Source organism: Ruminococcus sp. zg-924 (assembly GCF_024433635.1).
Taxonomy (GTDB): Bacteria; Bacillota; Clostridia; order Oscillospirales; family Acutalibacteraceae; genus UBA7067.
Genome location: NZ_WNJZ01000001.1, coordinates 165,345 through 190,174 on the forward strand (window position 1 = coordinate 165,345; position 24,830 = coordinate 190,174).

A 24,830-nucleotide genomic window follows, 5' to 3' on the forward strand; every position below is an offset into this window, starting at 1 on the left:
GCTTATTAAAATGATATAGTTGTGCCTTCATCGCAAAATACCGCAATAAATTCATCGGCAAAGCGATTATCAAGGTTGATTTTTCTTTTTTCGCCCGTTTTCATATTCTTAAGCTCAGCCTTGTTTTCGGCAATCTCGTTGTCGCCAAGCACAATGCTGTACGCTGCACCTATCTTGTCGGCATATTTTAGCTGAGCACGAAGGCTTCGTCCGACAATGTCGGTTTCAGCGTGAATTGAGCAGCTGCGAACCTGCTTGAGCAAATCGAAAGCCTTTGCCTGGGCGTTGTCGCCCATAGCGGCTATGTAAAGACCGCACTGTTCAGGCTTAGGTATCTCCACGCCCTGCGCATCAAGCAGAGCGAGGAGTCTTTCAATGCCTAAAGCAAAGCCGAGTGACGGCAGGCTCTGACCGCCAAGCTCCTCAATGAGTCCGTCATATCTGCCTCCGCCGCAAACAGTACCCTGTGCGCCGAGTGAATTTGTTACGAACTCAAAAACTGTGCGGGTGTAATAGTCAAGGCCTCTTACGATTTTAGGGTTAATAACATACTTTACTCCTGCGTTGTCAAGCAGTCGCTTAACGCTCTCAAAGTGCTCACGGCAATCGTCGCAGATAAAGTCAAGTACGGTTGGGGCGCCCTCTGCAATTTTTGAGCAAACAGGACTTTTGCAGTCTAAAATTCTCATTGGGTTACGCTCAAGACGTGAAAGGCAGGTTTCGCAAAGCTCTGAAGTGTACTGTGAAAAATATTCCTTAAGCGCCTGATAATATTTTGCCCTGCACTTAGGGCATCCGATGGAGTTAAGTTCAAGCGTCAGCTTGTCGCCAATTTGCAGACGGTCAAAAATGCTTTGTGCGGCGCAAATCATCTCTGCGTCAGCAGCAGGGGAGGCTGTGCCGTAGGTTTCAAGACCAAACTGATGGAATTCACGGTAGCGGTTTGCCTGCTTCTTTTCGTAGCGGTAGCAAGAAACAAGGTAATATACCTTTACAGGCAAGCCGTCGTTGTATATTGCGTGTTCAAGCAAGGCTCTTGCGGCTCCTGCCGTACCCTCAGGACGGAGAGTGAGCGATGTGCCGCCCTTTGTGTCGAAGGTATACATTTCCTTCTGTACAACGTCTGTTGTGTCGCCTACTCCTCGTTTGAAAAGCTCAGTATGCTCAAAAACAGGAGTGCGGATTTCCTTGAAGCCAAAGGAGTCTGCCTCTGAGCGCATAAGGCTCTCAACAAACTGCCATTTATAACTGTCCTTGGGCAATACGTCCTCAGAGCCGTACACCCTTTTTGTGATAAGTGACATATATGTTCCTCCAATGTGTAATTGAATATTTTACGTAGTTTTTATGTAGCGGTACAGAATACCGCTGTGTAAATCAGCAGAATGTCTGCAAATACACAAACTTACTCATTATTGTAACACAAAACGGCGAATAATGCAGTAGTTTTGGAAAAATTATTGCTGAAAATTGCGTTGAAAATCCGCAAAAGCTTAATTGTCAAGCTTTTTGCACAGTTTTGAAATCGGAACGGTCAAAAGCGCCCACAAAAAGCTGTAAAACGGGCATATCTGCCCCAATACATTGAACTTTGTATTTCTGTAATCCCAAACGTTCATTTTCAGCTTAAGATTTACAATACAGCCTGTAACAAATTCAACCGAGGTTATCACTGTTGTGCCGACAACGCACTTAAGCGGCAGACGCATATTGCCAAAACGCCTAAAAATCTTGAACAGAGTTAAAAAGCATGTGCCGCCGGCCAAGAACATTGACCAATGCGTTCTTCTGCGGCAGATTATTTCTATCATAGCATAGGCGCTTCCGCCCAGAAGAAAAAGGCCGCCGTCTTTTTTTATCATCATAAAAACACCACCGCAGTTATTGTCAACCGCAGTGGCAAATTTATTCTTAATCTGTTTTTGTAACGTTGACAAGCGTTATTCTCTGCTCGCTTACATCAAGTATTTTGAAATTATAGCCGCAGAACTCAAACACCTCGCCGGCATCGGGAATTTTGCCGAGTTTTTCAAATATCCAGCCGCCAAGCGATACGCTCTCGCTGTCAAATTTGCTTTCCTTGATGTTTAGCAATGCCGACAAATCCTCAAGGCTTAAATCGCCCGACAACTCAAAGGTGCTGTCGTCAACCTTTTTATAGGACGCTTCAATTTCCTCGTCCTCGTCCCATATTTCGCCGACAAGCTCCTCTACAAGGTCCTCAACCGTAACTATGCCGAGAATACCGCCGTGGTCGTCTGTAACTAAGGCGAGGTTCTGGTGCTTGTGCTTCATATCACTGAGAACATACGATAGCTTTTTGTTTTTGTAAACATAGTAGGCAGGTTGTATAATCTCACGCAGGCTAACGCTTTCGCCGTTTGCAAGAGCTTCAAGATAATCCCTTGTGTACAGTATGCCGACAATGTTGTCTATGCTGTTTTCGTAAACGGGAATTCGAGAATATCTTTCTTCAAATATAAGCTTTCTTATCTCGTTTTCGTTATCGTCAATGTCGATTGCCGTTAAATCTACTCTTGGAGTCAAAACCTCCTGTACTGTCTTTTCGTCAAAGTCGAGCGCTGATTTAACAAGCTCACGCTCTTGCTGTTCAAGAACGCCCTCCTCCTCAATGCTGTCAATTATGTATTTCAGCTCATCCTCAGTTACGCTCGGCGCTTTGTCACCCTTGCTTACAAGAGCGAGAGCCGCTTGTTTAAGCTTCATAAACAGGAAAACAATCGGAGATAAAACTGTCATAAGTATGCGCAGAATATTTGCGGTTGCCATTGCTATTGACTCTGCATTCTCCTTGGCTATGCATTTCGGCAAAATTTCGCCAAAGGTGAGTATTATAAGCGTCAGCGCACCTGTGCTTATGGCGGCACCGGCATCGCCGAACAGGTTCATACATAAAACCGTTGCGATTGATGAACAGCCGATGTTTACAATATTGTTTCCTATTAATATTGTTGTCAGCGCATTGTCATAGTGCTGAGTTATATACACAACACCCTTGGCTCTTTTGTTGCCAAGTTCTGCGGCGTGGTTCATTCTTACTGTGTTTACGGTTGAAAATGCCGTTTCTGACGCTGAGAAGAACGCCGACAGCATAACGCAGATAAGAATGACTATTCCCATAATAATATTTCCCAAGCTTGATACACTCCCAGTACAATAAGCATTGAATATTACCAATACTATATCAGAAAAAAGCCGTTTTGGCAAATTTTATACAATGATTTTACAAAAAGTGGTTTTTGGCTATTGACAAATGATACTACGTGTTATATAGTATAACGCAAGAGGTGGTATAAAATGGATGTTCAGCTTAAACGTGGACTCCTTGAGATATGTGTGCTTGCTGCACTTGAAAAGGAGGACTCCTACGGCTACAAAATAATCAAAGATATTTCCTGCTGCATTAAAATTTCCGAATCCACTCTCTATCCGATTCTGAAAAGACTTGAAAGCAGCAAATGCCTTATAGTTTATTCGGTTGAGCATAACGGCAGACTGCGAAAGTATTACAGAATAACCGAAACCGGTAAGAATAGGATAAGCGAATTTTTAAACGAATGGCAGGATGTAATGAATGTCTATTACTTTATAAGGGAGGAGCACGAATAATGACGAAGGGTGAATTTTTGCATGAATTAAGGGTCAGGCTTGCCGTCTTGCCTGAGGATGACATTGACAGAACGGTATATTACTACGGCGAAATCATTGACGATATGACCGAGGACGGAAAAACTGAGCAAGAGGCGATAGAGGAGCTTGAAAGTGTTGACGAGATAGCGCAGAGGATAATATCCGAAACGCCGAACAGGGTTCATATGCAGAATACTCGGCAGGTTGTTGAGGAGAAAAGACCGAAAACCGGCGTGGTTATACTTATTTTGCTTATAGTGCTGTTTCCGCTGTGGATAGGTCTGTTCATTGCCGCATGGGCAATTGCAATAGCCTTTTTTGCCGGAAGCGGTTCGTGTATACTGGCAGGCATATGTGGAATACCCGTATCGTTCCTGCTTATGGCGGACGGAATGGTGATAAAGGGAGTATTTGCCCTTGGTACCTGTGTTTTTTCAGCAGGATTCGGAATTATCTGGCTTATTGGAAACATTTATTACACAAAGGCTCTTGTAAAGTTTATAGGCTTTATTTGCAGAAGGGCGTCATTCTGAGGGGAGGAATAACAAATGAAAAAGACAAGAAATATATTTATAATAGTAGCAGTTGCGCTTATGTTTGCGGGAATTATTATCTGCGCCGTATCTTTTTCAATGTCCGGCTTTAATTTTTCCGAATTCAGCACGTCTCTTGTGGGTAAGGAGGTAAAAGAAATGAAGGCAGACTTTAAAAATGAATTCAGCAATCTGACACTGAACACAGTGGACAGGAAAATTGATTTTCAAAAATCAGATGACGATATGATACATTTTGAATACACTGAAAACGAAAAGCGAAAAATTGAGATAAGTGAGAGCAACGGCACTCTTTCACTTACAGAGCACACACATTACAAGTGGTACGATTATTTCTTTAGTTTTGATAATGGCAATAAGCTCACAGTTAAGCTTCCCGCCGAAATAAACGCAAGCATAAGCGTTGACAACAGAAACGGAAAAATCACGTTCAGCGGCATAAATGTTAAAGACGATGTAAAACTGCACACTTCAAACGGAGAAATCAGCTTTTCAGACGATGAAATTGAAGGTGAGTTAATCGCACAAATAAGCAACGGCAGAGTAAATATAAGCAACCTTGACGTTAAGGGGAATGTCGAGCTGAAAACGAGCAACGGTGAAGTTTCGTTACAGGATTTTGACAGCTCAAGCCGATTGAATATAAAAACAAGCAACGGAAAGGTGTATCTTAACAAGGCTGAGGCTGAGGAAATATCAATGGAATCGAGTAACGGAAAGATAGAGTTCTGGGATACAGATGTGACTAAATCAATCTCGGCAAAGACAATCAACGGCAAAATCGAGGGTACGCTCATTGGCAAGGAAGGCGATTATAATATTACAGCTGAAACCAGCAGCAACAATAGCTGTAATTTGCCAATGACAGGCAACGGCGGCAAGACTGCTTACTTTAAGACCTCAAACGGAAATATTGAAGTTTCGTATGTGCAGTAACATAATTACAAAGTTAGAGTAATATATATATGTGTGCCGCACAGCTTTCCTTGTTAATGAGAGGTGGCTGCGTTTTAAGTCTGTAATTTTGCAACCGTAAATTACCAAATTGTTAAAATGAACAAAAAAACCTGCTTAAGAAGCAATATTGGACGGTAAAATGCAAGTTTTAAAAAAAATCTTGCAAAATTATATAAAAAGGGTTGACAAACTCAATTTTATGATATATACTAAGGCACAGAAACACAGCAAAGGCGCTGAGGGAAGTTAGTCCTTCAGCGCCCTTGTCGTTTTTTAGACAATTTTTAAACAGGATAGGAGAGTTTTAAAATGTCAAATGTAGTAAATGTTCCTGAAATTTTCGGAAGTCTTGTTTTTGATGACGCTACTATGAAAGAGCGTTTGCCAAAGCAGACCTATAAGGCTTTGAAAAAGACAATTCAAGACGGCGACGTTCTTGACCTTAACGTAGCTAACATCGTAGCTAACGCTATGAAAGACTGGGCAGTAGAAAAGGGCGCAACCCACTACACCCATTGGTTCCAGCCTATGACAGGCATCACCGCAGAAAAGCATGACAGCTTTATTAACCCGACTGATGACGGCAAGGTTATTATGGAGTTTTCGGGCAAAGAGCTTATCAAGGGCGAGCCTGATGCGTCTTCTTTCCCGTCAGGCGGTATAAGAGCCACATTTGAGGCGAGAGGCTACACAGCTTGGGACCCAACCTCATATGCCTTTATTAAAGACGGCACACTTTGTATACCAACAGCTTTCTGTTCATATACGGGCGAGGTATTAGACAAGAAAACTCCTCTTCTTCGTTCAATGGAGAGAATCAGCGCCGAGGCTTTGAGAGTATTAAGGCTTTTCGGCGATACAGAAACAACAAGAGTTGTTACAACAGTTGGCCCGGAGCAGGAGTACTTCCTTATTGATAAGGAGCTTTATCTTGAAAGAAAAGACCTTATTTACACAGGCAGAACACTTTTCGGCGCAAAGGCACCAAAGGGACAGGAGCTTGAGGACCACTACTTCGGTGCTATCAGACCGAGGGTAGTTGAGTTTATGGCTGACCTCGACAAAGAGCTTTGGAAGCTTGGAATTCTTGCAAAGACAAAGCACAACGAGGTTGCTCCGGCTCAGCATGAGCTTGCCCCAATCTTTACAACAACAAACCTTGCAACTGACCACAACCAGCTTACAATGGAAATTATGAAGAAAACAGCCGAGAAACACGGTCTTGTTTGTCTTCTCCACGAGAAGCCGTTTGCAGGCGTTAACGGCAGTGGTAAGCACAATAACTGGTCAATTTCAACCAATACAGGTAAAAACCTCCTTGACCCTGGTAAAAATCCGGCAGATAACATTCAGTTCCAGCTTTTCCTTGCTGCTGTTATCAAGGGTGTTGACGAATATCAGGATCTTCTCAGAGTTTCTGTTGCAAGCGCAGGCAACGACCACCGCCTTGGCGCTAATGAAGCTCCTCCGGCTATTATTTCAATGTTCCTTGGCGACGAGCTTCAGGCTATTGTTGATTCAATCGTTGGCGGCACAGAATATTCATCAGGCAAGGCTCCGAAAATGCAGCTTGGCTCAAATGTTCTTCCTGATTTCACTAAGGATACAACAGACAGAAACCGTACATCACCGTTTGCCTTCACAGGCAACAAGTTCGAGTTCCGTATGCTTGGTTCGGCTCTTAACATTGCTTGCCCGAACATTATGCTCAACACAATAGTTGCTGAGGAGCTTGCAGAGTTTTCAGATGAGCTTGAAAAGGCTGACGATTTCGACAGCGCTGTTAGGGCTATTATTAAAAAGACTCTTACAGAGCATAAGAGAATTATATTCAACGGCGACGGCTATGACGAGCAGTGGGTTGTTGAGGCAGAGAAGAGAGGACTTTCAAACCTGCGTTCAACACCGGAGGCTCTTAAGAAATATCTTACAAAGAAGAATGTTGAGCTGTTTGTAAAGCACAATGTTTATTCTGAGGTTGAACTCCAGTCAAGATATGAGATTCAGCTTGAGAACTACTCAAAGATTATCAACATTGAAGCTGAAACAATGCTTGATATGGCTAAGAAGGATATTCTTCCGTCTGTATCAGCATTTGTCAGAGAGCTTGCTGACACAGCGCTATCCAAGAAGGCTCTTTCCGATACTATCCCGTGCGATGTAGAGGTTGAGCTTGCAGAAAAACTTTCAAGACTGCTTTCATGCTTTGCAAAGAAGATTACAGCTCTTGAAGAGTCTCTTATCAAGGCTAAGGACGTTGAGGGTGCGCAGGAGCTGGCTGATTATTACCAGCAGGTTGTATTTGCTGCAATGTCAGAGCTAAGAGCTGTTGGCGATGAGATGGAGGTCAATGTATCTGCTGAGTACTGGCCGTATCCTTCATACGGCGATATGCTGTTCAGCGTTTGATAAATTTTTTAATTATTACTTAGGCACAAAGGCGTGTAACGGGTTTTTAAACGAAGGCTCGATTATACGCCTTTATCTTTTTACAATTATTCAGGAGGGAATTAATAATGGATAATGTATTAAATGCCGTAAACTCCGTTATCTTCGGTACAGAAGGTGTATGGTTTTTAATCGGCGCAGCACTTGTTTTCTTTATGCAATGCGGTTTTGCAATGGTTGAAACAGGCTTTACAAGAGCCAAAAATGCAGCAAACATCATAATGAAGAACCTTATGGACTTCTGTATAGGTACTGTGGTGTTTATGGTTTTGGGATTCGGCCTTATGATGGGTGAGGATGCACTGTTTGGTCTTGTAGGTATTCCAAACCTTGACCTTTTCACAAACTTTGCTGAATTCCCGTGGCACAACTTCGTGTTCAATATGGTATTCTGCGCAACAGCTGCAACAATTGTTTCCGGTGCTATGGCAGAAAGAACAAAGTTTATTTCTTACTGCATTTACAGCGGTATTATCAGCTTGGTTGTTTACCCGATTGAAGCTCACTGGGTATGGGGCGGCGGCTGGCTTGCACAGCTCGGCTTCCTTGATTTCGCCGGTTCTGCTGCCATTCATACTGTCGGCGGTGTATCTGCTCTTATCGGTGCAATCATTCTTGGACCCCGTATTGGTAAGTACGGCAAAAACGGTAAGGTAAACGCTATTCCGGGTCACAGCCTTACACTTGGCGCACTCGGTGTATTCATTCTTTGGTTCGGCTGGTACGGCTTCAACGGCGCTGCTGCCGGTAACACTGATTACCTCGGTCAGATATTCCTTACAACAACAATATCTCCTGCTGTTGCAACCTGTGCAACAATGATATTTACATGGATTAAGAACGGTAAGCCGGACGTTTCAATGTCACTTAACGGCTCACTTGCAGGTCTTGTTGCAATCACAGCTCCTTGTGCAGATACTGACGCCATCGGAGCCGCAATCATTGGTCTTGTAGCCGGTATTCTCGTTGTAGTTGCAGTTGAATTTATCGACATCAAGCTCAAGATAGATGACCCTGTCGGCGCTGTTGCAGTTCACGGTGTAAACGGTGTTTGGGGTACTCTTGCAGTAGGTCTTTTCGCAACAGGCAACGGTCAAAACGGCGTCAAAGGCTTGTTCTACGGCGGCGGCTTCAGACAGCTTGGTATTCAGTTTTTGGGTATTGTCAGCATCATCGCATTTGTAGCAGTTTGTATGATTATAACCTTCAAGGCTATTAAGCACACGGTTGGTTTGAGAGCTTCTAAAGAGGAAGAAATTGCAGGTCTTGATTCAACAGAGCACGGTCTTGCAAGCTCCTATGCAGACTTTATGCCGGCGTCACTTCCGCTGAGCGCGTCTAACTTTACAGACGGTGAGGTTGCGGCTCCTGTGACAGCTGCTGTTCCGGTACACGTTAATAACGAGGGTGTATATAGCAACCCCGACGGCAAAAAGCTTACTAAGATTGACATCATATGTAAGCAGAGTAAATTTGACGAGCTTAAGAACGCTCTTAACGCAATCGGCGTAACCGGTATGACAGTAACACAGGTTCTCGGCTGCGGCGTTCAGAAGGGTAAGCCTGAGTTCTACCGTGGTGTTCCTGTTGAGGTTAACCTTCTTCCGAAGGTACAGGTTGAAATCGTTGTATGCTCTGTTCCTGTTAAGCAGGTTATTGATACAGCAGTTAAGGCTCTGTACACAGGTCATATCGGCGACGGTAAAATCTTCGTATATGAGGTATTGGACGTAGTTAAGGTTCGTACCGGTGAATCCGGCGGCGAAGCTCTGGTTGATCCGGAGGATTGATAAGCCCTATCCTTTTTAATTCACATAACAAGAAAAAGTCCCGAGGGAAACCTCGGGGCTTTTTCTTGCGCCGCTTTTCTGTTACAGTTACATAACTCTGATTCGGGTTATGTAGTTCCCAAGCCGAAGCTTATTGAAATTGCTTTGTCCACCTCGTTCATTGACTCGTCCTCAAGTGTGCCCATTTTCTCCTTTAGCCTGCGCTTGTCGATGGTGCGTATCTGCTCAAGCAGAACAACGCTGTCCTTAAGCAGTCCGCTCTGGTCGGCGCACAGCATAATGTGGGTCGGTAGGTTTGCTTTTGACTGGCGGCTTGTTATTGCGGCGGCTATTACTGTCGGACTGAATTTGTTGCCTACATCGTTCTGTACTATAAGCACAGGGCGAATTCCGCCCTGCTCTGAGCCAACAACAGGGCTCAAGTCGGCATAATATATATCTCCTCGTTTAATGTTCAATTTTTCCACGCTCCGAGATTTTGTTTTGGGTAATTATCATTTCTTTGAATGATTACCCTTCGCTACTATTTTTGTCTTATAACTTTTTATTTATTCAACCCATTACATAATATTACTTTGCGTGGAAATTTGATACAAAAGAAAACCACAGTAAGACTGCGGTTATGTAATGCCTTACTGCGGTTTATTTGCTTTTTTGTGTCTGTGCTTTTTCGGAAGCTTTAATATCTCAATAATTTTATCGGCTGTTGCCCCCGGTCCTTTGCCGGGGCGAATAACAAAGCGAGCGGCGTTCATATAAAGCGGTTCACGCTTGTTGTAAAGCTCTGCCATCGCCTCGTCCTTGTCAGGTCGCTGTAAAAGAGGACGTATTTTATCATTCCTCAGACGATACTTAATATCCTCAAGCGGAACCGACAGATAAACTATCAAGGCGTTTTTTTCAAGCGCTTTTACGTTTCGCTCATAAATAAGCGAACCTCCGCCGGAGCTTATTATACAGTTCTCTCGGTTTGCAAGCTCTATGCACGCTTGATGCTCAAGGTCACGGAAATAATCCTCGCCGTGCCTGTCGAAAATTTCCTTGACAGTGCAGCCTTCCTTTTCTTCTATGTACCTATCCATATCAATGAAATCAAGATAGGTTTTTTTTGCTATAATTTTTCCTACTGTTGTTTTGCCGCAACCCATAAAGCCGCACAGCACTATCGGTTTGGTTTGATTCACTTGTTTGCCACCTTAAAATGTTTTCTTCAGCTCTTGCGCACTGTCAATGCACAGCTTGTCTATATCTTCCTTGTTAAAGGTTGTGCCGTTCCAGATTTCATGTGATACAACCGCCTGCCATACAAGCATAGATATACCGCCGATTGCTTTGGCTCCGTTTGCTTTTGCTTTTTTAACAAGCGTTGTTTCAAGCGGATTGTAAATTGCGTCGAATACATTAGCACACTTTGAGATAACATCGTCCTCTATTGGGCAGGCATCCTCGTTTGGGTACATCCCGACAGGAGTTGCGTTGATGAGCAAATCTATTGTGCTTTTTTCAAAATGGTCAAGACGGCTTATCTTGCAGGTGTCAACACTAACTCCGGCAACCTTAAGCTTAAGCTCTGCCGCAAGAGCTGCAACATCGTGCAAATCGCTCTCTCTTACAGCAATAGTAAGCGCACAGCCTGCAATAGCAGCCTCAAAAGCCATAACTCTTGCAACGCCGCCGGTGCCGACTATAACAACATTACGCTTTAGAGGAATATCATTAGCTTCTAAAGCCTTCAAAAAGCCGTTAGGGTCGGTTGTAAAGCCCTTTGCAATGCCGTCGGAATTTTTTACTGTGTTAACGCTGCCGTACATCTCGGCTTTTTTGTCAAGACAGTTAAGTAATGGGATAATTGTCTGCTTGTGGGGGATTGTAATATTGTAGCCGTCAAGATGTTTAAGTTTTTCTTTGTACTTTATAGTAAGTTCTTCGGGTGTTATGTCATATACCGAATAATCGGCGTCAATACCCTCAAACTCAAAAAGTCGCTTGTGTATAAAAGGTGACATTGTGTGACCGATTGGGTGTCCAATCACTGCATATTTCTTTTTCTCCATAATAAGACCAGCTTTCATAAGTGAATTTTTCATAATGATAGATTATTAAAATAAAAAATTTTAGAAAATCCATAAAAATTACAAAATTGTAATTGACAAAGACAATAATTGCTAATAATATGTGTTTGTAACAATTAAAGCGTTGCAGACTATTGCAGAATTTTGTCCCTGGCTTATGTTACATTTTAGCACATTATTATGTGGTTTGTCTATAATTCAGAGGCAATGCGCGAAATAAAATTTTACGGAGGTTACAATCATGGTTTTTGAAAAGGTAAAGTCAATCCTTGCTGAGCAGTTTGATGTTGAGGAGGATACAATCACAACAGAAACAACAATTCAGGACGATTTGGGTGCAGATTCACTCGATGTTGTTGATCTTTTGATGTCAATCGAGGACGAGTTCGACGTTCAGGTTCCGGACGAGGAAATCGAAAACATCAAGACAGTTGGCAGCCTTGTTGACTTTATCGAGAAAAATTCTTAATTTTTTCTTGTGAAAATTTAAAAAAACTTTAAGAGACCGTTTGGTCTCTTATTTTTTTGTTGTGTTTTTTTCGCATTAATAGTATAATAAGAATAAGAATGTACAAGATGTGGTTGTTTGGGTTGAACTGAGTAACTGATTGTACTGCTTAAAACATTTCTCTCAAACGAGTTTTGTGAAAGGATCTTGTGGTTATGAATATGAAACGTATATTTTCAAAGAATTTACTTGCGCTTTTTTTCGCAGCCATAACTATATTTGCAGTCTGTCTGCCTGTTAGTGCGGCGGTTGAACGCCAGAATGTTCATATTAACACTCCCGGCATAAGCCTTGAGATTCCGGGAGACGCCATTTATAATATCAAAGAGGCGGACACAGGCGAGCTTATGAGTGCAAGTGATCCGGGCAATACATATAAGCTGACCCTTGAGGCTGAAAAATCGGGAGATATATTTACCTATAAGGATTTGTCAAAGTCAGAAATAGACCAGACTCAGAAGGATATTCAGGCTGAGTTGAACGCCGAAAAGGTGACCACCTATGAAACCTCGCAGGCTGTTTTCTTTGACTGCATAAGCAACACGGACAAGTATTTGCTCACCACAACCATTGTAAACGGCTATAAATATCAATTGAAGCTCTCGGTTGAAAGACGTGAGCTTACAATTTCCGACCACGGAATATTCAACACTGCCGCAAGGAGCATTGTGTTTGACAGCATTGAGCAAAAGCCGGCAGAGGTAAATGTGCTTGGAACAATTGTTACGGTTGTGTGCATTGTAATCGGAGTGGTTGTTGTAGTTGCTTTGGCATTTATTGTTGCACGCAGTATAAGAAAGAAGCTGCCTAACAAGGAAAAGACAGATAAAAATAAAATTTCTCTCAGCGGTAAGGCACATAAGGCACATAAGTCACAGAAGCCACAGGTAAGAACAGCGGCAATGGCGGAGGTTAAAGCCGAGTCTGAAAAACCAAAGATGAATTTTGTAAATCCTGTGGTGGAAGAAAAGCCAATGAGAGCAGTAAAAGCCGAAAAATCACAGCCGATAAAACCAAAGAAGAGAGATACAAGAGCAGACAGCGCCGCTGAGAGCTTCTATAATGAAATTGCAGGCGACGGACTGTTTGACGAGCAGGCGGCAGAGGACATTCCGACGCAGGTTCAGCTTGACTTTATCGAAAACCAGCCGGGCGATGAAAAATTTGAGAACAATCCTGTCAGAATGAGGGTTGACATAATAAAGCCGACGTATGAAGGCGATGATGCAGAGGATTCAGACCTTTACGAGCTTTCACGCAGCAATAACGAGGATTATGACGAGGCTGTGTCGGATGATGAATATGCGCAGGACGATGGCTTTGGCAGACGTGTAAAGGGCATATTCGGCAAGAATCAAAGGGATAATAGTGAGAGCAGCAGTGCAAAGCCTGAACGTGAAAAAGACGAGAATGTAAAGCAAAGCGGCAAGCCTGCTCGCAGAGATAGACCTCAGCGCACAGAGGAGGAAAGGCAGCAAGCCGCACAGCGCAGAGCACAGCGGCAGGCAAACCGTTCCGAGCACAAGAGCACATATTCCGACAGTGAGTTTGTAAAGAGCTTTGACAACGACAGCTACTGGGATAAATACAGGTAAAACAAAAGGAGCTTTTATGGGCATTACAATTAAAAACATCCGTATAATAGACCCTGCAAACAGCACAGACAGAATTGGGAACTTGTTTATTGAAAGCGGCAAAATAACAAACGTACCGTCAGACGGAAGTATTGTTATAGACGGCAGCGGTCTTGTGGCTGCACCCGGCCTTGTTGATATGCACGTTCACCTGCGTGACCCCGGCTACACAGCTAAGGAGGATATATTAACAGGCTGCCGTGCCGCAGCAGCCGGCGGCGTTACAAGCCTGCTTGCTATGCCGAACACCGACCCAACAACAGACAGTCCCGAAACAGTTCAGTATATAATAAACAAAGCCGAGAAGGCAGCGGCGAGGGTGTATGTTGCTGCGAGCATTACAAAGGCGCTTAAGAGCCTTGAAATGTGCGATATTCCGTCGCTTAAGGCGGCAGGAGCAATAGCCCTTACAGACGACGGCAGACCCGTTGAAAACACAGCCTTTATGGCTCAGGCTATGGTTGAGTCAAATAAAGAGGATATGGCGGTTGTTGCTCACTGCGAGGATTTGTACCTTGCTAAGGGCGGTAAGATAAACGAGGGAGAGATTTCAAGGCAGCTTGGTATAAAGGGAATTCCTGCGGCTGCCGAGGACTGCGGCACAGCAAGGGAGATTGCGCTTGCTGCGGCTTATGATGTGCCGATTCATATTTGCCATGTCAGCACAAAAACCTCTGTTGCGCTTATCAGGGACGCTAAAAACAGAGGAGTAAAAGTAACGGCAGAAACTGCGCCGCATTACTTCTCTATGGACGAAACAGAGCTTTTAAAGCGTGACGCAGATTACAGAATGAATCCGCCGCTTCGCACTGCACAGGACGTAGCGGCAATAAAAGATGCGCTTAAAGCAGGCGTGCTTGACGCAATAGCAACCGACCACGCACCTCACACAGCAGAGGATAAATCTGACTTTGTAAAAGCGCCTAACGGCTCTATCGGTATGGAAACCTCGCTTGCGGCAACGCTTACAAACCTATATCACACAGGCGAGCTTACCCTTGATGAAATAATAAGGCTTATGAGCCTTAATCCGGCTAAAATTCTTAACATTCCTGCCGGAACGCTGTCAGTCGGTGCAAATGCCGATGTTGTAGTGTTCAACCCCGATGAGGAGTGGACTGTTGATACAGATAAGCTTCACGGAAGGTCAAAGAATTGTCCGTTCAAGGGCAAAACACTCAAGGGCAAGGTAAAATACACAATACTCGGCGGCGAAATTGTATATAACGATAAGGAGAATTAAAATGGCACTTGACAGACTAATTAAGAGAATTGTTGAAAAGCAGAACCCGACCGTTGCAGGTCTTGACCCAAAGCTTGCTTATATTCCCGATTACATCAAAGCGGAAGCCTTTGCAAAGTATGGCAAAACCTTAGAGGGTGCAGCTGAAGCACTGTGGGTGTATAACAAGGGTCTTATTGACGCACTGTGCGACATTGTACCGGCTGTTAAGCCGCAGGCGGCATATTATGAGATGTACGGCTGGCAGGGCGTGAGGACGCTTGAGAGAACGATTAAATACGCTAAGGAAAAGGGCTTGTTTGTTATTACAGACGCCAAGCGCAACGATATAGGCACAACTATGGAGGCATACGCAGCGGCTCATCTTGGTGATACTGAGGTCGAGGGTGAACAGCTTAAGGCTTTCGGCGCAGATGCTCTTACTGTAAACGGCTATTTAGGCTCAGACGGTATTATGCCTGTTATCAAGGTTTCAAAGACAAGCGACTGCGGTATGTTTGTGCTTGTTAAAACCTCTAACCCAAGCTCAGGCGAGCTTCAGAATTTAGAGCTTAAAAACGACGAAACAATATATCTGCATATGGGCAGATTGTGTGAAAAGTGGGGCGAGGAGCTGTCGGGAGAGTACGGATATTCCGGAGTCGGCGCAGTTGTCGGCGCAACATATCCTGAGCAGCTTACAGAGCTGAGAGCAAAGCTGCCGCACACATTCTTCCTTGTTCCCGGTTACGGCGCACAGGGCGGCACAGCAGACGATATAGCAGGCGCTTTTGACAACAACGGACTCGGTGCAATAGTAAACTCATCAAGAGGCATTATGTGCGCATGGCAGAAGGAAGGCTGTGACGAGCATGAGTATGCTGAAGCTGCAAAGCGTGAGGCTCTCAAGATGAAAAAGCTTTTGACAGATGTTACAGGCGAGATAAAGCTGCCGTAATAGTCTTTTACTTGGATTGTTCTTTAAATTGTAGTTTAGCTCAAAAAAGACGTGCGAAAACTCTGAGCGTTTAATACAACAAGAAAACCGCAGGGCAAACACCCTGCGGTTTTGTGCGCTTATATTAACTTTAAATTTACGCCTCGGCTTACTTAAGAATACTGATAAGCACGCCGGCTGCAACTGCTGAACCGATAACACCTGCTACGTTTGGACCCATTGCGTGCATAAGCAAGAAGTTGCCGGGGTTTTCCTTTTGACCAACTTTTTGTGAAACACGTGCAGCCATAGGAACAGCCGAAACACCTGCAGAGCCGATAAGCGGGTTAACCTTGCCGCCTGTGAAGATATACATAAGCTTGCCGAACAGAACGCCGCAGGCTGTACCAATGCAGAACGCTGCAAGACCAAGTACGATAATCTTCAAGGTGTCGGGGCTTAAGAATACCGGACCTGTTGCGGTTGCACCAACTGTAACGCCGAGGAAGATTGTGATAATATTCATCAGCTCGTTCTGTGCAGCTTTGCAGATTCTGTCAACAACGCCGCTTTCCTTAAAGAGGTTGCCGAGCATAAGCATACCAACAAGCGGTGCTGCATCCGGCAGGAATATTGCTATAAGAATAACAACGATTACGGGGAACATAATCTTTTCAAGCTTTGATACCGGACGAAGCTGCTCCATAACAACGGAACGCTCCTTTTTTGTGGTCAAAGCCTTCATAATAGGCGGCTGAATAATCGGAACAAGAGCCATATACGAGTAAGCCGCAACGGCTATCGGTCCTAAAAGCTCAGGCTTGAGAATTGATGTAACATAAATTGCCGTCGGGCCGTCAGCACCGCCGATGATGCCGATTGAGCCTGCTGCCTTCGGGTCAAAGCCCAAAAGAATTGCACCTATAAATGTGATGAATATGCCAATCTGAGCCGCAGCGCCAAGGATAAAGCTCTTCGGGTTAGCAATAAGCGGTCCAAAGTCTGTCATAGCGCCGATGCCAAGGAAAATAAGCGGAGGATAGATACCAAGCTTAACACCCTGATACAAATAATAGAACAAGCCGCCGTTTGTCGGTACGTTGTAGTAGTCAACGCCCTGTATTGTCGTAACGGCGTAATTTGCCGCTTCGCCTCCGTGCTGAGCCATATAATCGGCAACAGGCACCATATCGGTGGACGGGGCTGCCATAATTGCCGGAAAAAGGTTTACAAGAAGCATACCGAATGCTATCGGTAAAAGCAAGAGCGGTTCATACTCCTTTTTGATTGCCAAGAATAAAAGCACTATCGCAATGCCTATCATAACATAATTCTGCCATCCCAAAGAGGTCAGACCACTGCTTTGAAACAGGCTTTCAATAGACGTCCAAAAGCCACTAAGAATTTCCATCAGTCAACATCCTTTCCTTAAATCTCGATTAAAACGGCCTTGTGTTTTCAAAAACACCTGCCATGCCCCAAGCAGGACGGGAGTTAGAAGATTTACTCTTCTTAATGCTTGTAATTTTAGCAGTGCCTGCGCCGTAGGTTGAGTCAACAGCCGCCGCAATTACCGCAACAATCTCCGGACTGATACCCTGAGCAGTCGGTGCCGGTGCGTTGCTTACAGCCGGTGAAGGGCTTGTTTTTTTGCTTTGCTGTGCTCTTTCCTGTTCAAGAGCCTTTTTCTTCTCTGCTGCCTTTTGTGCCTTTTTCTCCTGCGATACACTAAGCGCCTTTGAAACGATTGTTCCGTAGATTTTGATAATAAAAATAAGCAAAATCAAAACGGCAAAAACAACGACAAAGCCGGTGATGAGGATTGTAAGACACAGGTTAAGATTTTCCATTGTAAGTCCCCCTGTATTCTCAGCGGAAATATAACTTCCGCACTTTAATTTACCTATCCATTATAACCTACAAGCGGCTTTATTTCAACAAATTAAATATCGTTTTATTGTGTGTCAAAAAAAGTTTGTAAATTTCCCCAAAATAAATCTTAAATGCTTTAATAATTGATACATCTTTTTATATGTGAATAAAAAGGTATTTGCTATAATATTTATGTCATAAAAAATTTACATCATTTGACATTATAAATTGCTGGTGTTTTTCGGCAGTAGGTGGTACAATAAATGCTTAAAGGATATAAGCATATTTATTTTTGTTTTTTCCTGCAAAAAAGCAAACAATTTTGCGATTTGTGAAGAGGGTAGAATGAAAAACACGAAAAGGAGCGATTTTTGATTTATGCTTCAAGTTAAGAATATACACAAGGAATATAAAACCGGCAATCTGGTGCAGAAGGCTCTTGATGATGTAAGCCTGAATCTGCGTGACAACGAATTTGTCGCAATTTTAGGGCCGAGCGGTTCGGGTAAAACCACACTGCTTAACATCATCGGCGGTCTTGACCGATATGACAGCGGCGAGCTTATTATCAACGGAATTTCCACCAAGAAATATAAAGACAGAGATTGGGACTCCTACCGTAACCACACGATAGGCTTTGTTTTCCAAAGCTACAATCTTATTCCGCATCAAACGGTGCTTGCAAACGTTGAGCTTGCCTTGACAATATCCGGTATATCTAAAGCGGAACGCAGAAAGCGTGCCACAGAGGCTTTGGAACAGGTTGGACTCGGAGAGCAGTTACACAAAAGACCAAGCCAGATGTCCGGCGGCCAGATGCAGAGAGTTGCAATTGCAAGAGCGCTTGTCAACAACCCCGACATTCTGCTTGCAGACGAGCCGACAGGCGCACTCGACAGCGAAACGAGCGTTGCAGTTATGGAACTGCTTAAGGAGGTTGCCAAGGACCGCCTTGTTGTTATGGTAACACATAACCCTGAGCTTGCCGACGATTACGCCACAAGAATCGTAAGACTTCAGGACGGTAAAATCAGGTCGGATTCCGACCCGTTTGAGATAGAGGAGGAAACCCTTGAGGAGCCTGAGCACAGGAATATGGGGAAATCGTCTATGTCGTTTTTAACGGCGTTGTCTTTGAGCTTTAATAATCTTAGAACAAAAAAGGCTCGTACTTTGCTTACATCGTTTGCAGGCTCTATCGGCATAATCGGCATTGCTCTGATTCTTGCGTTGTCAAACGGCGTTAACCTGTACATAAAATCAATAGAGGAGGACACGCTTTCAGAGTATCCTTTGCAAATTCAAAGCACCGGTATTGATATTACTTCAATGATGGTCGGACCGGCCGGCAGTAGTATTCAAGGCGGCGAGGGCGAGGTTGGCGTTACACAGATGGTGACAAATATGTTCTCCAAAATGAACTCAAACGATTTGCAGTCATTAAAGCTTTTCCTTGAGAGCGAGGAAAGCGGCATTGATGAATACACAAATGCGATTGAGTACAGCTACGATATTTCTCCTCAGATTTTCAGGGAGGACAAGGACGGCATAAAGCAAGTTAACCCCGATAAAACCTTTTCGGCTCTCGGCTTGGGTGCAGGAGCAGGCGCAAACAGCATAATGTCTACGGTTATGAGTACCGACGTGTTCCACGAAATGCCTGAGAACGAAAAGCTTTATCAAAATCAGTATGAGGTTAAGGCGGGTCATTGGCCTGAGAAATATAACGAATGTGTTCTTGTGCTTACCGGCAGCGGAAATATGAGCGATTATGTGATGTATGCCATAGGTCTGCGTGACAGTGCAGAGCTTGACGATATGATTGAGAGCTTTATAAGCGAGGAAGATGTTGAAGCTCCGTCAGATATTCGCCCGTTTTCTTATGATGAAATTCTCGGAACTAAATTCAAGCTTGTTTACGGCACCGATTACTATGAGTACGATAAGGAGTACGAGGTTTGGAAGGATAAGTCAGGCGACAAGGAGTATATGAAAAAGCTTGTAAACAACGGCGAGGACATGACCATTGTCGGCATCGTTCAGCCGGCAGCAGGTACTACTGCGGCTATGCTGCGCACAGGCATAGGTTATCCTGCTTCGCTAACTAATAAGGTAATTGAGCAGGCGTCGTCGAGCAAAATTGTAAAGCAACAGCTTAAAAATCCCGGAATCAACGTGTTCACAGGCGATTCCTTCGGAACAGAAAGCGACCGTGATAAATTCAAGCTGGATTCTCTGTTCAAGATAAATACGGACGAGCTAAAAAAGGCGTTCAGCTTTAGCGGCGATATGAGCAATATGGATATGTCAAAGCTTCTAAGCTTTAACAGTGCTATTCCTGATATGTCGGGGATGCTCGACTTAAGTGAAATTAAGCTTGATATGCCTGAGCTTGAAGGTATGAGTCTGGCGGACATTATGGGCGACTTTGAGATATCGGTTTCTGAGGAGGATATGTCGGCGCTGTTTGGCGGTCTTATGAACGGCTATAAGGATTATGTAGCAGACAATCCTGCCGCCGATATGTCCGGTCTGGGCGAAAGTTTTGCGCAGTATCTTGTTTCGGAGCAGGGAAGGCAGAGGCTTCTTGAAAACCTCAAGGTAATTGTTCAAAACAGCTGCGATATGGTAATAGGTCCCGACCAAGTAGAGCAGATGGTCAGCAATATTATGGCGGGTTATCAGGAATACGCAGCTGCAAATAATCTGACAGACCCGGAAAAATTCAACGAATACCTGTTTATGTATCTGAAAACGGATGACGCCAAACAGCGATTAAGCGACAATGCAGCAAACATTAAGCAGCAGATAAGCGCAGCTTTAGATTTATTTCCGGAGCAGCTTAAGGCTTTGGCGAGTGATATGATGGCAGGCTACTGCGAGTATGCCGCACAAAATTCACTCCCTGATCCAAGCAGATTGGGCGAGTTTTTTGCCGATTATCTCAACACGCCTGAGGCGCAAAGGCTGATTAATGACGGTATAACAAAAATAGCAAGCTCGTCGGATTTGGAAAAGCAAGTTTCGGCAGCGCTGGAAAAATCTATGTCGTCCTTTACAGGCGCAATTTCAACTGCCTTGCAAGGTCAGATTACATCTGCAATGCAGCAGATTATGACGCAGATAAGCACAAATATGCAAAGCTCTATGCAGCAGGCTATGTCAAGCGCAGGTACTGAGATGGGCGACGGACTCAGCGTTGACGGCGACGCATTCAAAAAGGCTGTTCAAACGAATATGAACGAGGAGGAGCTTACCGAGCTTATGATGTCGATGATGTCCTCCGAGGATTCGTCCTATGACGGCAATATGAAAAAGTTTGGCTATGCCGATATGGATAAGCCAACGGGAATTTCAATTTATCCAATTGACTTTGACGGCAAGGCGAAGATAATTGAGGCATTAGACAGCTACAACAGCCGTATGGAGAAGCTTGGCGAAGACGAAAAGATTATTACCTACACCGATATGGTTGGTTCACTTATGTCCTCGGTTACAACAATAATTGATATAGTAAGCTATGTGCTTGTTGCGTTTGTTGCGATTTCGCTTATTGTTTCCTCCATTATGATAGGCGTTATTACATATATCAGTGTTCTTGAACGCAAAAAAGAGATTGGCATACTCAGGGCAATCGGTGCGTCAAAGCGTAATGTTTCTCAGGTGTTCAACGCCGAAACATTTATTATAGGGCTTTGTGCCGGCTTGCTCGGCATAGGAATATCTCTTGTTATGATTGTTATAGCAAATGCGATTATTCACGCCGTATCCGGTATGACAAATTTATATGCGTCTTTGCCTTTAACCAATGCCGCAGTGCTTGTTTTGCTCAGCGTGGTGCTGACATTGATTGGTGGTCTTATCCCGTCACGAAAGGCAGCCAAGAATGACCCTGTAACGGCATTGAGAACAGAATAATCAACAAATTTAATTCGGGTTAGCCGCAGCGAAAGCTGCGGCTATTTTTAGTGCAAATATAAAATAACATTTTAGCATATCACAGCCAACCCTCTCATAAGATTATTTAGAAACAAATACCCCTGCATTTGTGCGCTTTGCCGTTCACTCTTGCGTACAGGGATTAAAAAAAGGAGAGATTAATTAATGGATTACACTCTTGAAAAGAAGTCCGTGCCTGTGAGGGAAGCTGTGTTTGACGGGTGCTTAGAACAGCCGATAGACCTCGACTTTACTCTTCCGGATTACTGCCCGGGAATAGAGAAAATCCTAAAATGCACAGTTACACCCAAAATTCACTCAAAGTCTTTAAACGGCGACAGGCTGACTATTGACGGTGCGGCAAGCGTTTGTGTGCTTTATATCGACGAGGAAAAGCGTTGTGTGCGAAGCTGTGAGCACAGCGTGCCGTATTCGGGAAGTCTTAATGTCAGGTGCGATTGTTCGGACGCCGTTGTTCTTGCTTTTGCCAAGCCGGATTATGTCAATTGCCGAGCAATAAGTCCACGCAGACTCGACATTCACGGGGCATTTTCGCTGTGCGCCAGAGTTGAGGCTATCGTAGACAAAGAAACAGCCGTTTCCTGCCGTGAGGACGATGTTCAGCTTAAGCTAAATCAGGATGTCTGCTCACGTCTTTGCGCCTTGTCACAGCAGCAGTTCACAGTTAATGAGGAGCTTGAGCCGTCACAGGGAAGTCCTGCCGTTCGCACAATACTTAAATCAAGTGTGAGAGTAAAAAGCGGCGAGTGCAGAATAGCCGGCGACAAGGCAATGGTCAAGGGTGAGCTTACTGTGCGTGTGCTTTACATAGCCGACAATGAGATTGCCGAAACCGCCGTTATGGAGTTTAGCGTTCCTGTTGGTCAGGTGCTTGACACTCCGGGAATTGAGAACGATGCAAAAACTGACTACCGCTTACAACTTTTGTCCTGTGACGTTCGATTAAAGGAGGACGGCGCAGGCGACAAGGGAGCGGCTATTGCGGTTGAGGCACGGCTTTGCGCATATATTGCGGCTTACTGTGACGAGAAAATAAGCTATGTTTCCGATGCGTTTTCAACAGAGTGTGAGCTTGAAGGAGAGTATTCACCGCTTCAGATAGCAAGGCTTAGCGATATATGCCGTGAAACCTGCATAACAAAGAGCAGCGCCGAGCTTGAAACGAACGGAATATCAAAGGTTATCGACATATGGGGCGAGTCCTGCACAGCCGAAAGCGGCTTTGACAATGACACGGCAATAGTCAAGGGCAAGCTGTGCGTATGTATTTTGGCGCTCGATAACGATTCAACACCGTTTTATACCGAGAGAAGCGTTGATTATATCTGTCCGCTTAAGCTTGGAGAAACATATGGCGGCGACTTAATGCTTGACGCTTTTTCAAGCGCAGAATCGGTGAGCTACCGCATAAGCAGCGGCAACACTATTGATTTGCGCTGCGAAATTATGGTTGAGGCAAGAGCTTTTTGTGCAAAAACGGTGCGTGTACTGACGTTGGCTCACGGCGACGATGAGCATAAAAAAGCGCAGTCTGATTGTGCGATGACCTTGTATTATGCGCACAAGGGCGAGAGCGTTTGGGACATTTCAAGAAGCTACAGCGCAAGACCGGATGATATAATGCGTGAAAACGAGATAGCAGATGACGCTCTTGACAGCGACATTATGCTGCTAATTCCGGGGATATGAGGAGGTTTACATTATGCAGGAGAGAAATATTTACGAAGACATTTCAAGGCGAACAAACGGCGATATATACATTGGCGTTGTCGGACCGGTGCGCTCTGGCAAGTCAACCTTTATCAAGCGTTTTATGGATACGCTTGTTATACCGAACATAAAAAATGACAGCCGCCGTGAACGTGCCGTTGACGAGCTGCCACAGTCGGCAGGCGGAAAAACAATAATGACAACCGAGCCTAAGTTTATTCCGGAGGACGCCGTTGAGGTAACAATAGGAGGAAACGCAAGCTTTAACGTGAGAATGATTGACTGCGTAGGCTATATAGTGCCGAGCGCAGTGGGATATATTGAGGACGAACAGCCAAGAATGGTGAAAACACCTTGGTTTGAGGAGGCTGTGCCGTTCAATATGGCGGCTGAAATAGGTACGAAAAAGGTTATAACCGACCACAGCACAATAGGTCTTGTAATTACGACAGACGGCTCTATAACCGATTTACCCAGAGCCGAATATGAGGAGGCAGAGCAAAGAGTTGTTGACGAGCTTAAGTCTATAAACAAGCCGTTTGTGGTTATATTAAACTGCCTGTCGCCCGCAGCACCTGCAAGTATTGCGCTTGCACAGGAGCTTTCACGCCGCTACGGAGTGCCTGTACTGCCGGAAAGCTGTCTTGACCTTGACGAAAACGAGATTAAAAGAATTTTAGCCTCCATTCTGTTTGAGTTCCCGATAAAGGAAATTAAGCTTGATATGCCAAGGTGGATTTCTACGCTTGAAAGAAACCACTACATCAGAAGCAGCATATATTCCTCAATAGTTGCCTGTACGTCACCGCTGAAAAAAATCAGAGAGCTTCAGGGTGCAATAAACCGTCTGCCTGAGTGCGAGTATATTGACCGCTGCGGTGTTGACGCTATCGACTTGGGTACAGGTACGGCGAAAATATCGCTTGCAGTTTCAAATGCGCTGTTTTACCGTGTGTTGGGCGAAAAAACAGGGTTTGAGATAGGCGATGAAAAGAGCCTGCTTGAATGTATGCTGTCGCTGTCGAAAATCAAGAGCGAGTACGAGAAGATTATTGATGCGTACAACAACGTCAACGAAAAGGGCTACGGCATAGTAATGCCCGGCATGGATGAGTTGTCGCTTGAGGAGCCGGAGATTGTTAAGCAGGGCGGCAAATACGGCATAAGGCTAAAGGCGTCTGCGCCGAGTATTCATATGATAAAGACGAATATCACAACAGAGGTAACGCCGATTGTCGGCAGTGAGCAGCAAAGCGAGGAGCTTGTTATGTATCTGCTCAAGGAGTTTGAGGAAAACCCGTCGAAAATTTGGGAGTCAAACATATTTGGCAAATCTCTGCACGAGCTTGTAAGCGAAGGACTGCACAACAAGCTTTTGCGTATGCCGGAGGATGCGAGAAACAAAATGCGTGACACAATTGAGCGCATTATCAACGAGGGCTGTAACGGACTTATCTGTATTATCTTATAAAACAGGAAACACCCCATCTGTCAGACGCATATTGTTGCCTGACA

The 24,830-nt window shown here is 44.4% G+C and carries 20 protein-coding genes; 12 read left to right on the top strand and 8 right to left on the bottom strand.

What is annotated here, in order from left to right:
* Positions 1 to 5 precede the first annotated feature (5 nt).
* From hisS to GMA13_RS00720, 3 genes are all read right to left on the bottom strand, one after another.
* Positions 6 to 1,304: a histidine--tRNA ligase gene (gene hisS / locus GMA13_RS00710; RefSeq protein WP_255882256.1), complete on the bottom strand. Its 1,299-nt coding sequence runs from the start codon at positions 1,302 to 1,304 to the stop codon at positions 6 to 8.
* A gap of 189 nt (positions 1,305 to 1,493) precedes the next feature.
* On the bottom strand, positions 1,494 to 1,865 hold the full coding sequence (locus tag GMA13_RS00715; protein WP_255882257.1) for a putative ABC transporter permease: 372 nt from the start codon (positions 1,863 to 1,865) through the stop codon (positions 1,494 to 1,496).
* Positions 1,866 to 1,911: 46 nt separating this feature from the next.
* Positions 1,912 to 3,141, bottom strand: coding sequence for an HlyC/CorC family transporter (locus tag GMA13_RS00720; protein WP_255882258.1), 1,230 nt, complete (start codon positions 3,139 to 3,141; stop codon positions 1,912 to 1,914).
* Between the two features lie 177 nt (positions 3,142 to 3,318).
* On the opposite strand from GMA13_RS00720, the gene GMA13_RS00725 reads away from it, so the two are divergent.
* The 5 genes from GMA13_RS00725 (at position 3,319) to GMA13_RS00745 (ending at position 9,400) form a co-directional block, all read left to right on the top strand.
* Positions 3,319 to 3,630 (top strand): PadR family transcriptional regulator, encoded by a 312-nt coding sequence (locus GMA13_RS00725; RefSeq protein ID WP_255882259.1) that lies wholly within the window; start codon positions 3,319 to 3,321, stop codon positions 3,628 to 3,630.
* On the top strand, positions 3,630 to 4,184 hold the full coding sequence (locus tag GMA13_RS00730) for a DUF1700 domain-containing protein (protein WP_255882260.1): 555 nt from the start codon (positions 3,630 to 3,632) through the stop codon (positions 4,182 to 4,184). Before GMA13_RS00725 ends, GMA13_RS00730 begins: the two co-directional genes overlap by 1 nt.
* Before the next feature lie 15 nt (positions 4,185 to 4,199).
* Entirely contained in the window at positions 4,200 to 5,141 is a 942-nt protein-coding gene (locus GMA13_RS00735) for a DUF4097 family beta strand repeat-containing protein (protein ID WP_255882261.1), read from the top strand.
* A 330-nt stretch (positions 5,142 to 5,471) separates the two neighbouring features.
* Complete coding sequence (locus GMA13_RS00740; protein WP_255882262.1) at positions 5,472 to 7,571, top strand: glutamine synthetase III; 2,100 nt, start codon at positions 5,472 to 5,474, stop codon at positions 7,569 to 7,571.
* 107 nt (positions 7,572 to 7,678) lie between these two features.
* Complete coding sequence (locus tag GMA13_RS00745) at positions 7,679 to 9,400, top strand: ammonium transporter (RefSeq protein ID WP_255882263.1); 1,722 nt, start codon at positions 7,679 to 7,681, stop codon at positions 9,398 to 9,400.
* A 107-nt stretch (positions 9,401 to 9,507) separates the two neighbouring features.
* Here GMA13_RS00745 and GMA13_RS00750 read toward each other — a convergent pair whose 3' ends face one another.
* The 3 genes from GMA13_RS00750 to GMA13_RS00760 form a co-directional block, all read right to left on the bottom strand.
* Positions 9,508 to 9,858: a type II toxin-antitoxin system PemK/MazF family toxin gene (locus GMA13_RS00750; RefSeq protein ID WP_255882264.1), complete on the bottom strand. Its 351-nt coding sequence runs from the start codon at positions 9,856 to 9,858 to the stop codon at positions 9,508 to 9,510.
* A gap of 174 nt (positions 9,859 to 10,032) precedes the next feature.
* Positions 10,033 to 10,584, bottom strand: coding sequence for a shikimate kinase (locus GMA13_RS00755; protein ID WP_255882265.1), 552 nt, complete (start codon positions 10,582 to 10,584; stop codon positions 10,033 to 10,035).
* Positions 10,585 to 10,596: 12 nt separating this feature from the next.
* Positions 10,597 to 11,454, bottom strand: a complete 858-nt coding sequence (locus GMA13_RS00760) for a shikimate dehydrogenase (protein WP_255882266.1) — start codon at positions 11,452 to 11,454, stop codon at positions 10,597 to 10,599.
* 259 nt (positions 11,455 to 11,713) lie between these two features.
* On the opposite strand from GMA13_RS00760, the gene acpP reads away from it, so the two are divergent.
* The 4 genes from acpP to pyrF all read left to right on the top strand — a co-directional run bounded on the left by acpP (position 11,714) and on the right by pyrF (position 15,794).
* A complete protein-coding gene (gene acpP, locus GMA13_RS00765; RefSeq protein WP_255882267.1) occupies positions 11,714 to 11,941 on the top strand; it encodes an acyl carrier protein in 228 nt (75 codons plus the stop codon).
* A gap of 194 nt (positions 11,942 to 12,135) precedes the next feature.
* Positions 12,136 to 13,575 (top strand): hypothetical protein, encoded by a 1,440-nt coding sequence (locus GMA13_RS00770; RefSeq protein WP_255910223.1) that lies wholly within the window; start codon positions 12,136 to 12,138, stop codon positions 13,573 to 13,575.
* Between the two features lie 16 nt (positions 13,576 to 13,591).
* Positions 13,592 to 14,857: a dihydroorotase gene (locus GMA13_RS00775; RefSeq protein ID WP_255882269.1), complete on the top strand. Its 1,266-nt coding sequence runs from the start codon at positions 13,592 to 13,594 to the stop codon at positions 14,855 to 14,857.
* A gap of 1 nt (position 14,858) precedes the next feature.
* On the top strand, positions 14,859 to 15,794 hold the full coding sequence (pyrF, locus tag GMA13_RS00780) for an orotidine-5'-phosphate decarboxylase (protein ID WP_255882270.1): 936 nt from the start codon (positions 14,859 to 14,861) through the stop codon (positions 15,792 to 15,794).
* A gap of 148 nt (positions 15,795 to 15,942) precedes the next feature.
* Here pyrF and GMA13_RS00785 read toward each other — a convergent pair whose 3' ends face one another.
* Both GMA13_RS00785 and GMA13_RS00790 read right to left on the bottom strand, forming a co-directional pair.
* The gene (locus GMA13_RS00785; RefSeq protein WP_255882271.1) at positions 15,943 to 17,184 is read right to left on the bottom strand and encodes a sodium ion-translocating decarboxylase subunit beta; all 1,242 of its coding nucleotides are present in this window, start codon (positions 17,182 to 17,184) and stop codon (positions 15,943 to 15,945) included.
* A 28-nt stretch (positions 17,185 to 17,212) separates the two neighbouring features.
* A complete protein-coding gene (locus GMA13_RS00790; protein WP_255882272.1) occupies positions 17,213 to 17,623 on the bottom strand; it encodes an OadG family transporter subunit in 411 nt (136 codons plus the stop codon).
* Positions 17,624 to 18,023: 400 nt separating this feature from the next.
* On the opposite strand from GMA13_RS00790, the gene GMA13_RS00795 reads away from it, so the two are divergent.
* The 3 genes from GMA13_RS00795 (at position 18,024) to spoIVA (ending at position 24,786) form a co-directional block, all read left to right on the top strand.
* The gene (locus GMA13_RS00795; RefSeq protein WP_255882273.1) at positions 18,024 to 21,563 is read left to right on the top strand and encodes an ABC transporter ATP-binding protein/permease; all 3,540 of its coding nucleotides are present in this window, start codon (positions 18,024 to 18,026) and stop codon (positions 21,561 to 21,563) included.
* Positions 21,564 to 21,749: 186 nt separating this feature from the next.
* Entirely contained in the window at positions 21,750 to 23,294 is a 1,545-nt protein-coding gene (locus GMA13_RS00800; RefSeq protein ID WP_255882274.1) for an SPOCS domain-containing protein, read from the top strand.
* Between the two features lie 13 nt (positions 23,295 to 23,307).
* Positions 23,308 to 24,786, top strand: coding sequence for a stage IV sporulation protein A (spoIVA, locus tag GMA13_RS00805; protein WP_255882275.1), 1,479 nt, complete (start codon positions 23,308 to 23,310; stop codon positions 24,784 to 24,786).
* Positions 24,787 to 24,830: the final 44 nt, after the last annotated feature.

Coding starts and splice junctions, on each gene's coding strand:
- GMA13_RS00745 (WP_255882263.1), top strand. CDS start 7,679: ATGGATAATGTATTAAATGCCGTAAACTCCGTTATCTTCGGTACAGAA.
- hisS (WP_255882256.1), bottom strand. CDS start 1,304: ATGTCACTTATCACAAAAAGGGTGTACGGCTCTGAGGACGTATTGCCC.
- GMA13_RS00725 (WP_255882259.1), top strand. CDS start 3,319: ATGGATGTTCAGCTTAAACGTGGACTCCTTGAGATATGTGTGCTTGCT.
- GMA13_RS00800 (WP_255882274.1), top strand. CDS start 21,750: ATGGATTACACTCTTGAAAAGAAGTCCGTGCCTGTGAGGGAAGCTGTG.
- GMA13_RS00760 (WP_255882266.1), bottom strand. CDS start 11,454: ATGGAGAAAAAGAAATATGCAGTGATTGGACACCCAATCGGTCACACA.
- GMA13_RS00785 (WP_255882271.1), bottom strand. CDS start 17,184: ATGGAAATTCTTAGTGGCTTTTGGACGTCTATTGAAAGCCTGTTTCAA.
- GMA13_RS00770 (WP_255910223.1), top strand. CDS start 12,136: ATGAATATGAAACGTATATTTTCAAAGAATTTACTTGCGCTTTTTTTC.
- acpP (WP_255882267.1), top strand. CDS start 11,714: ATGGTTTTTGAAAAGGTAAAGTCAATCCTTGCTGAGCAGTTTGATGTT.
- GMA13_RS00740 (WP_255882262.1), top strand. CDS start 5,472: ATGTCAAATGTAGTAAATGTTCCTGAAATTTTCGGAAGTCTTGTTTTT.
- spoIVA (WP_255882275.1), top strand. CDS start 23,308: ATGCAGGAGAGAAATATTTACGAAGACATTTCAAGGCGAACAAACGGC.
- GMA13_RS00715 (WP_255882257.1), bottom strand. CDS start 1,865: ATGATGATAAAAAAAGACGGCGGCCTTTTTCTTCTGGGCGGAAGCGCC.
- GMA13_RS00790 (WP_255882272.1), bottom strand. CDS start 17,623: ATGGAAAATCTTAACCTGTGTCTTACAATCCTCATCACCGGCTTTGTC.
- GMA13_RS00775 (WP_255882269.1), top strand. CDS start 13,592: ATGGGCATTACAATTAAAAACATCCGTATAATAGACCCTGCAAACAGC.
- GMA13_RS00730 (WP_255882260.1), top strand. CDS start 3,630: ATGACGAAGGGTGAATTTTTGCATGAATTAAGGGTCAGGCTTGCCGTC.
- GMA13_RS00795 (WP_255882273.1), top strand. CDS start 18,024: ATGCTTCAAGTTAAGAATATACACAAGGAATATAAAACCGGCAATCTG.
- pyrF (WP_255882270.1), top strand. CDS start 14,859: ATGGCACTTGACAGACTAATTAAGAGAATTGTTGAAAAGCAGAACCCG.
- GMA13_RS00735 (WP_255882261.1), top strand. CDS start 4,200: ATGAAAAAGACAAGAAATATATTTATAATAGTAGCAGTTGCGCTTATG.
- GMA13_RS00720 (WP_255882258.1), bottom strand. CDS start 3,141: ATGGGAATAGTCATTCTTATCTGCGTTATGCTGTCGGCGTTCTTCTCA.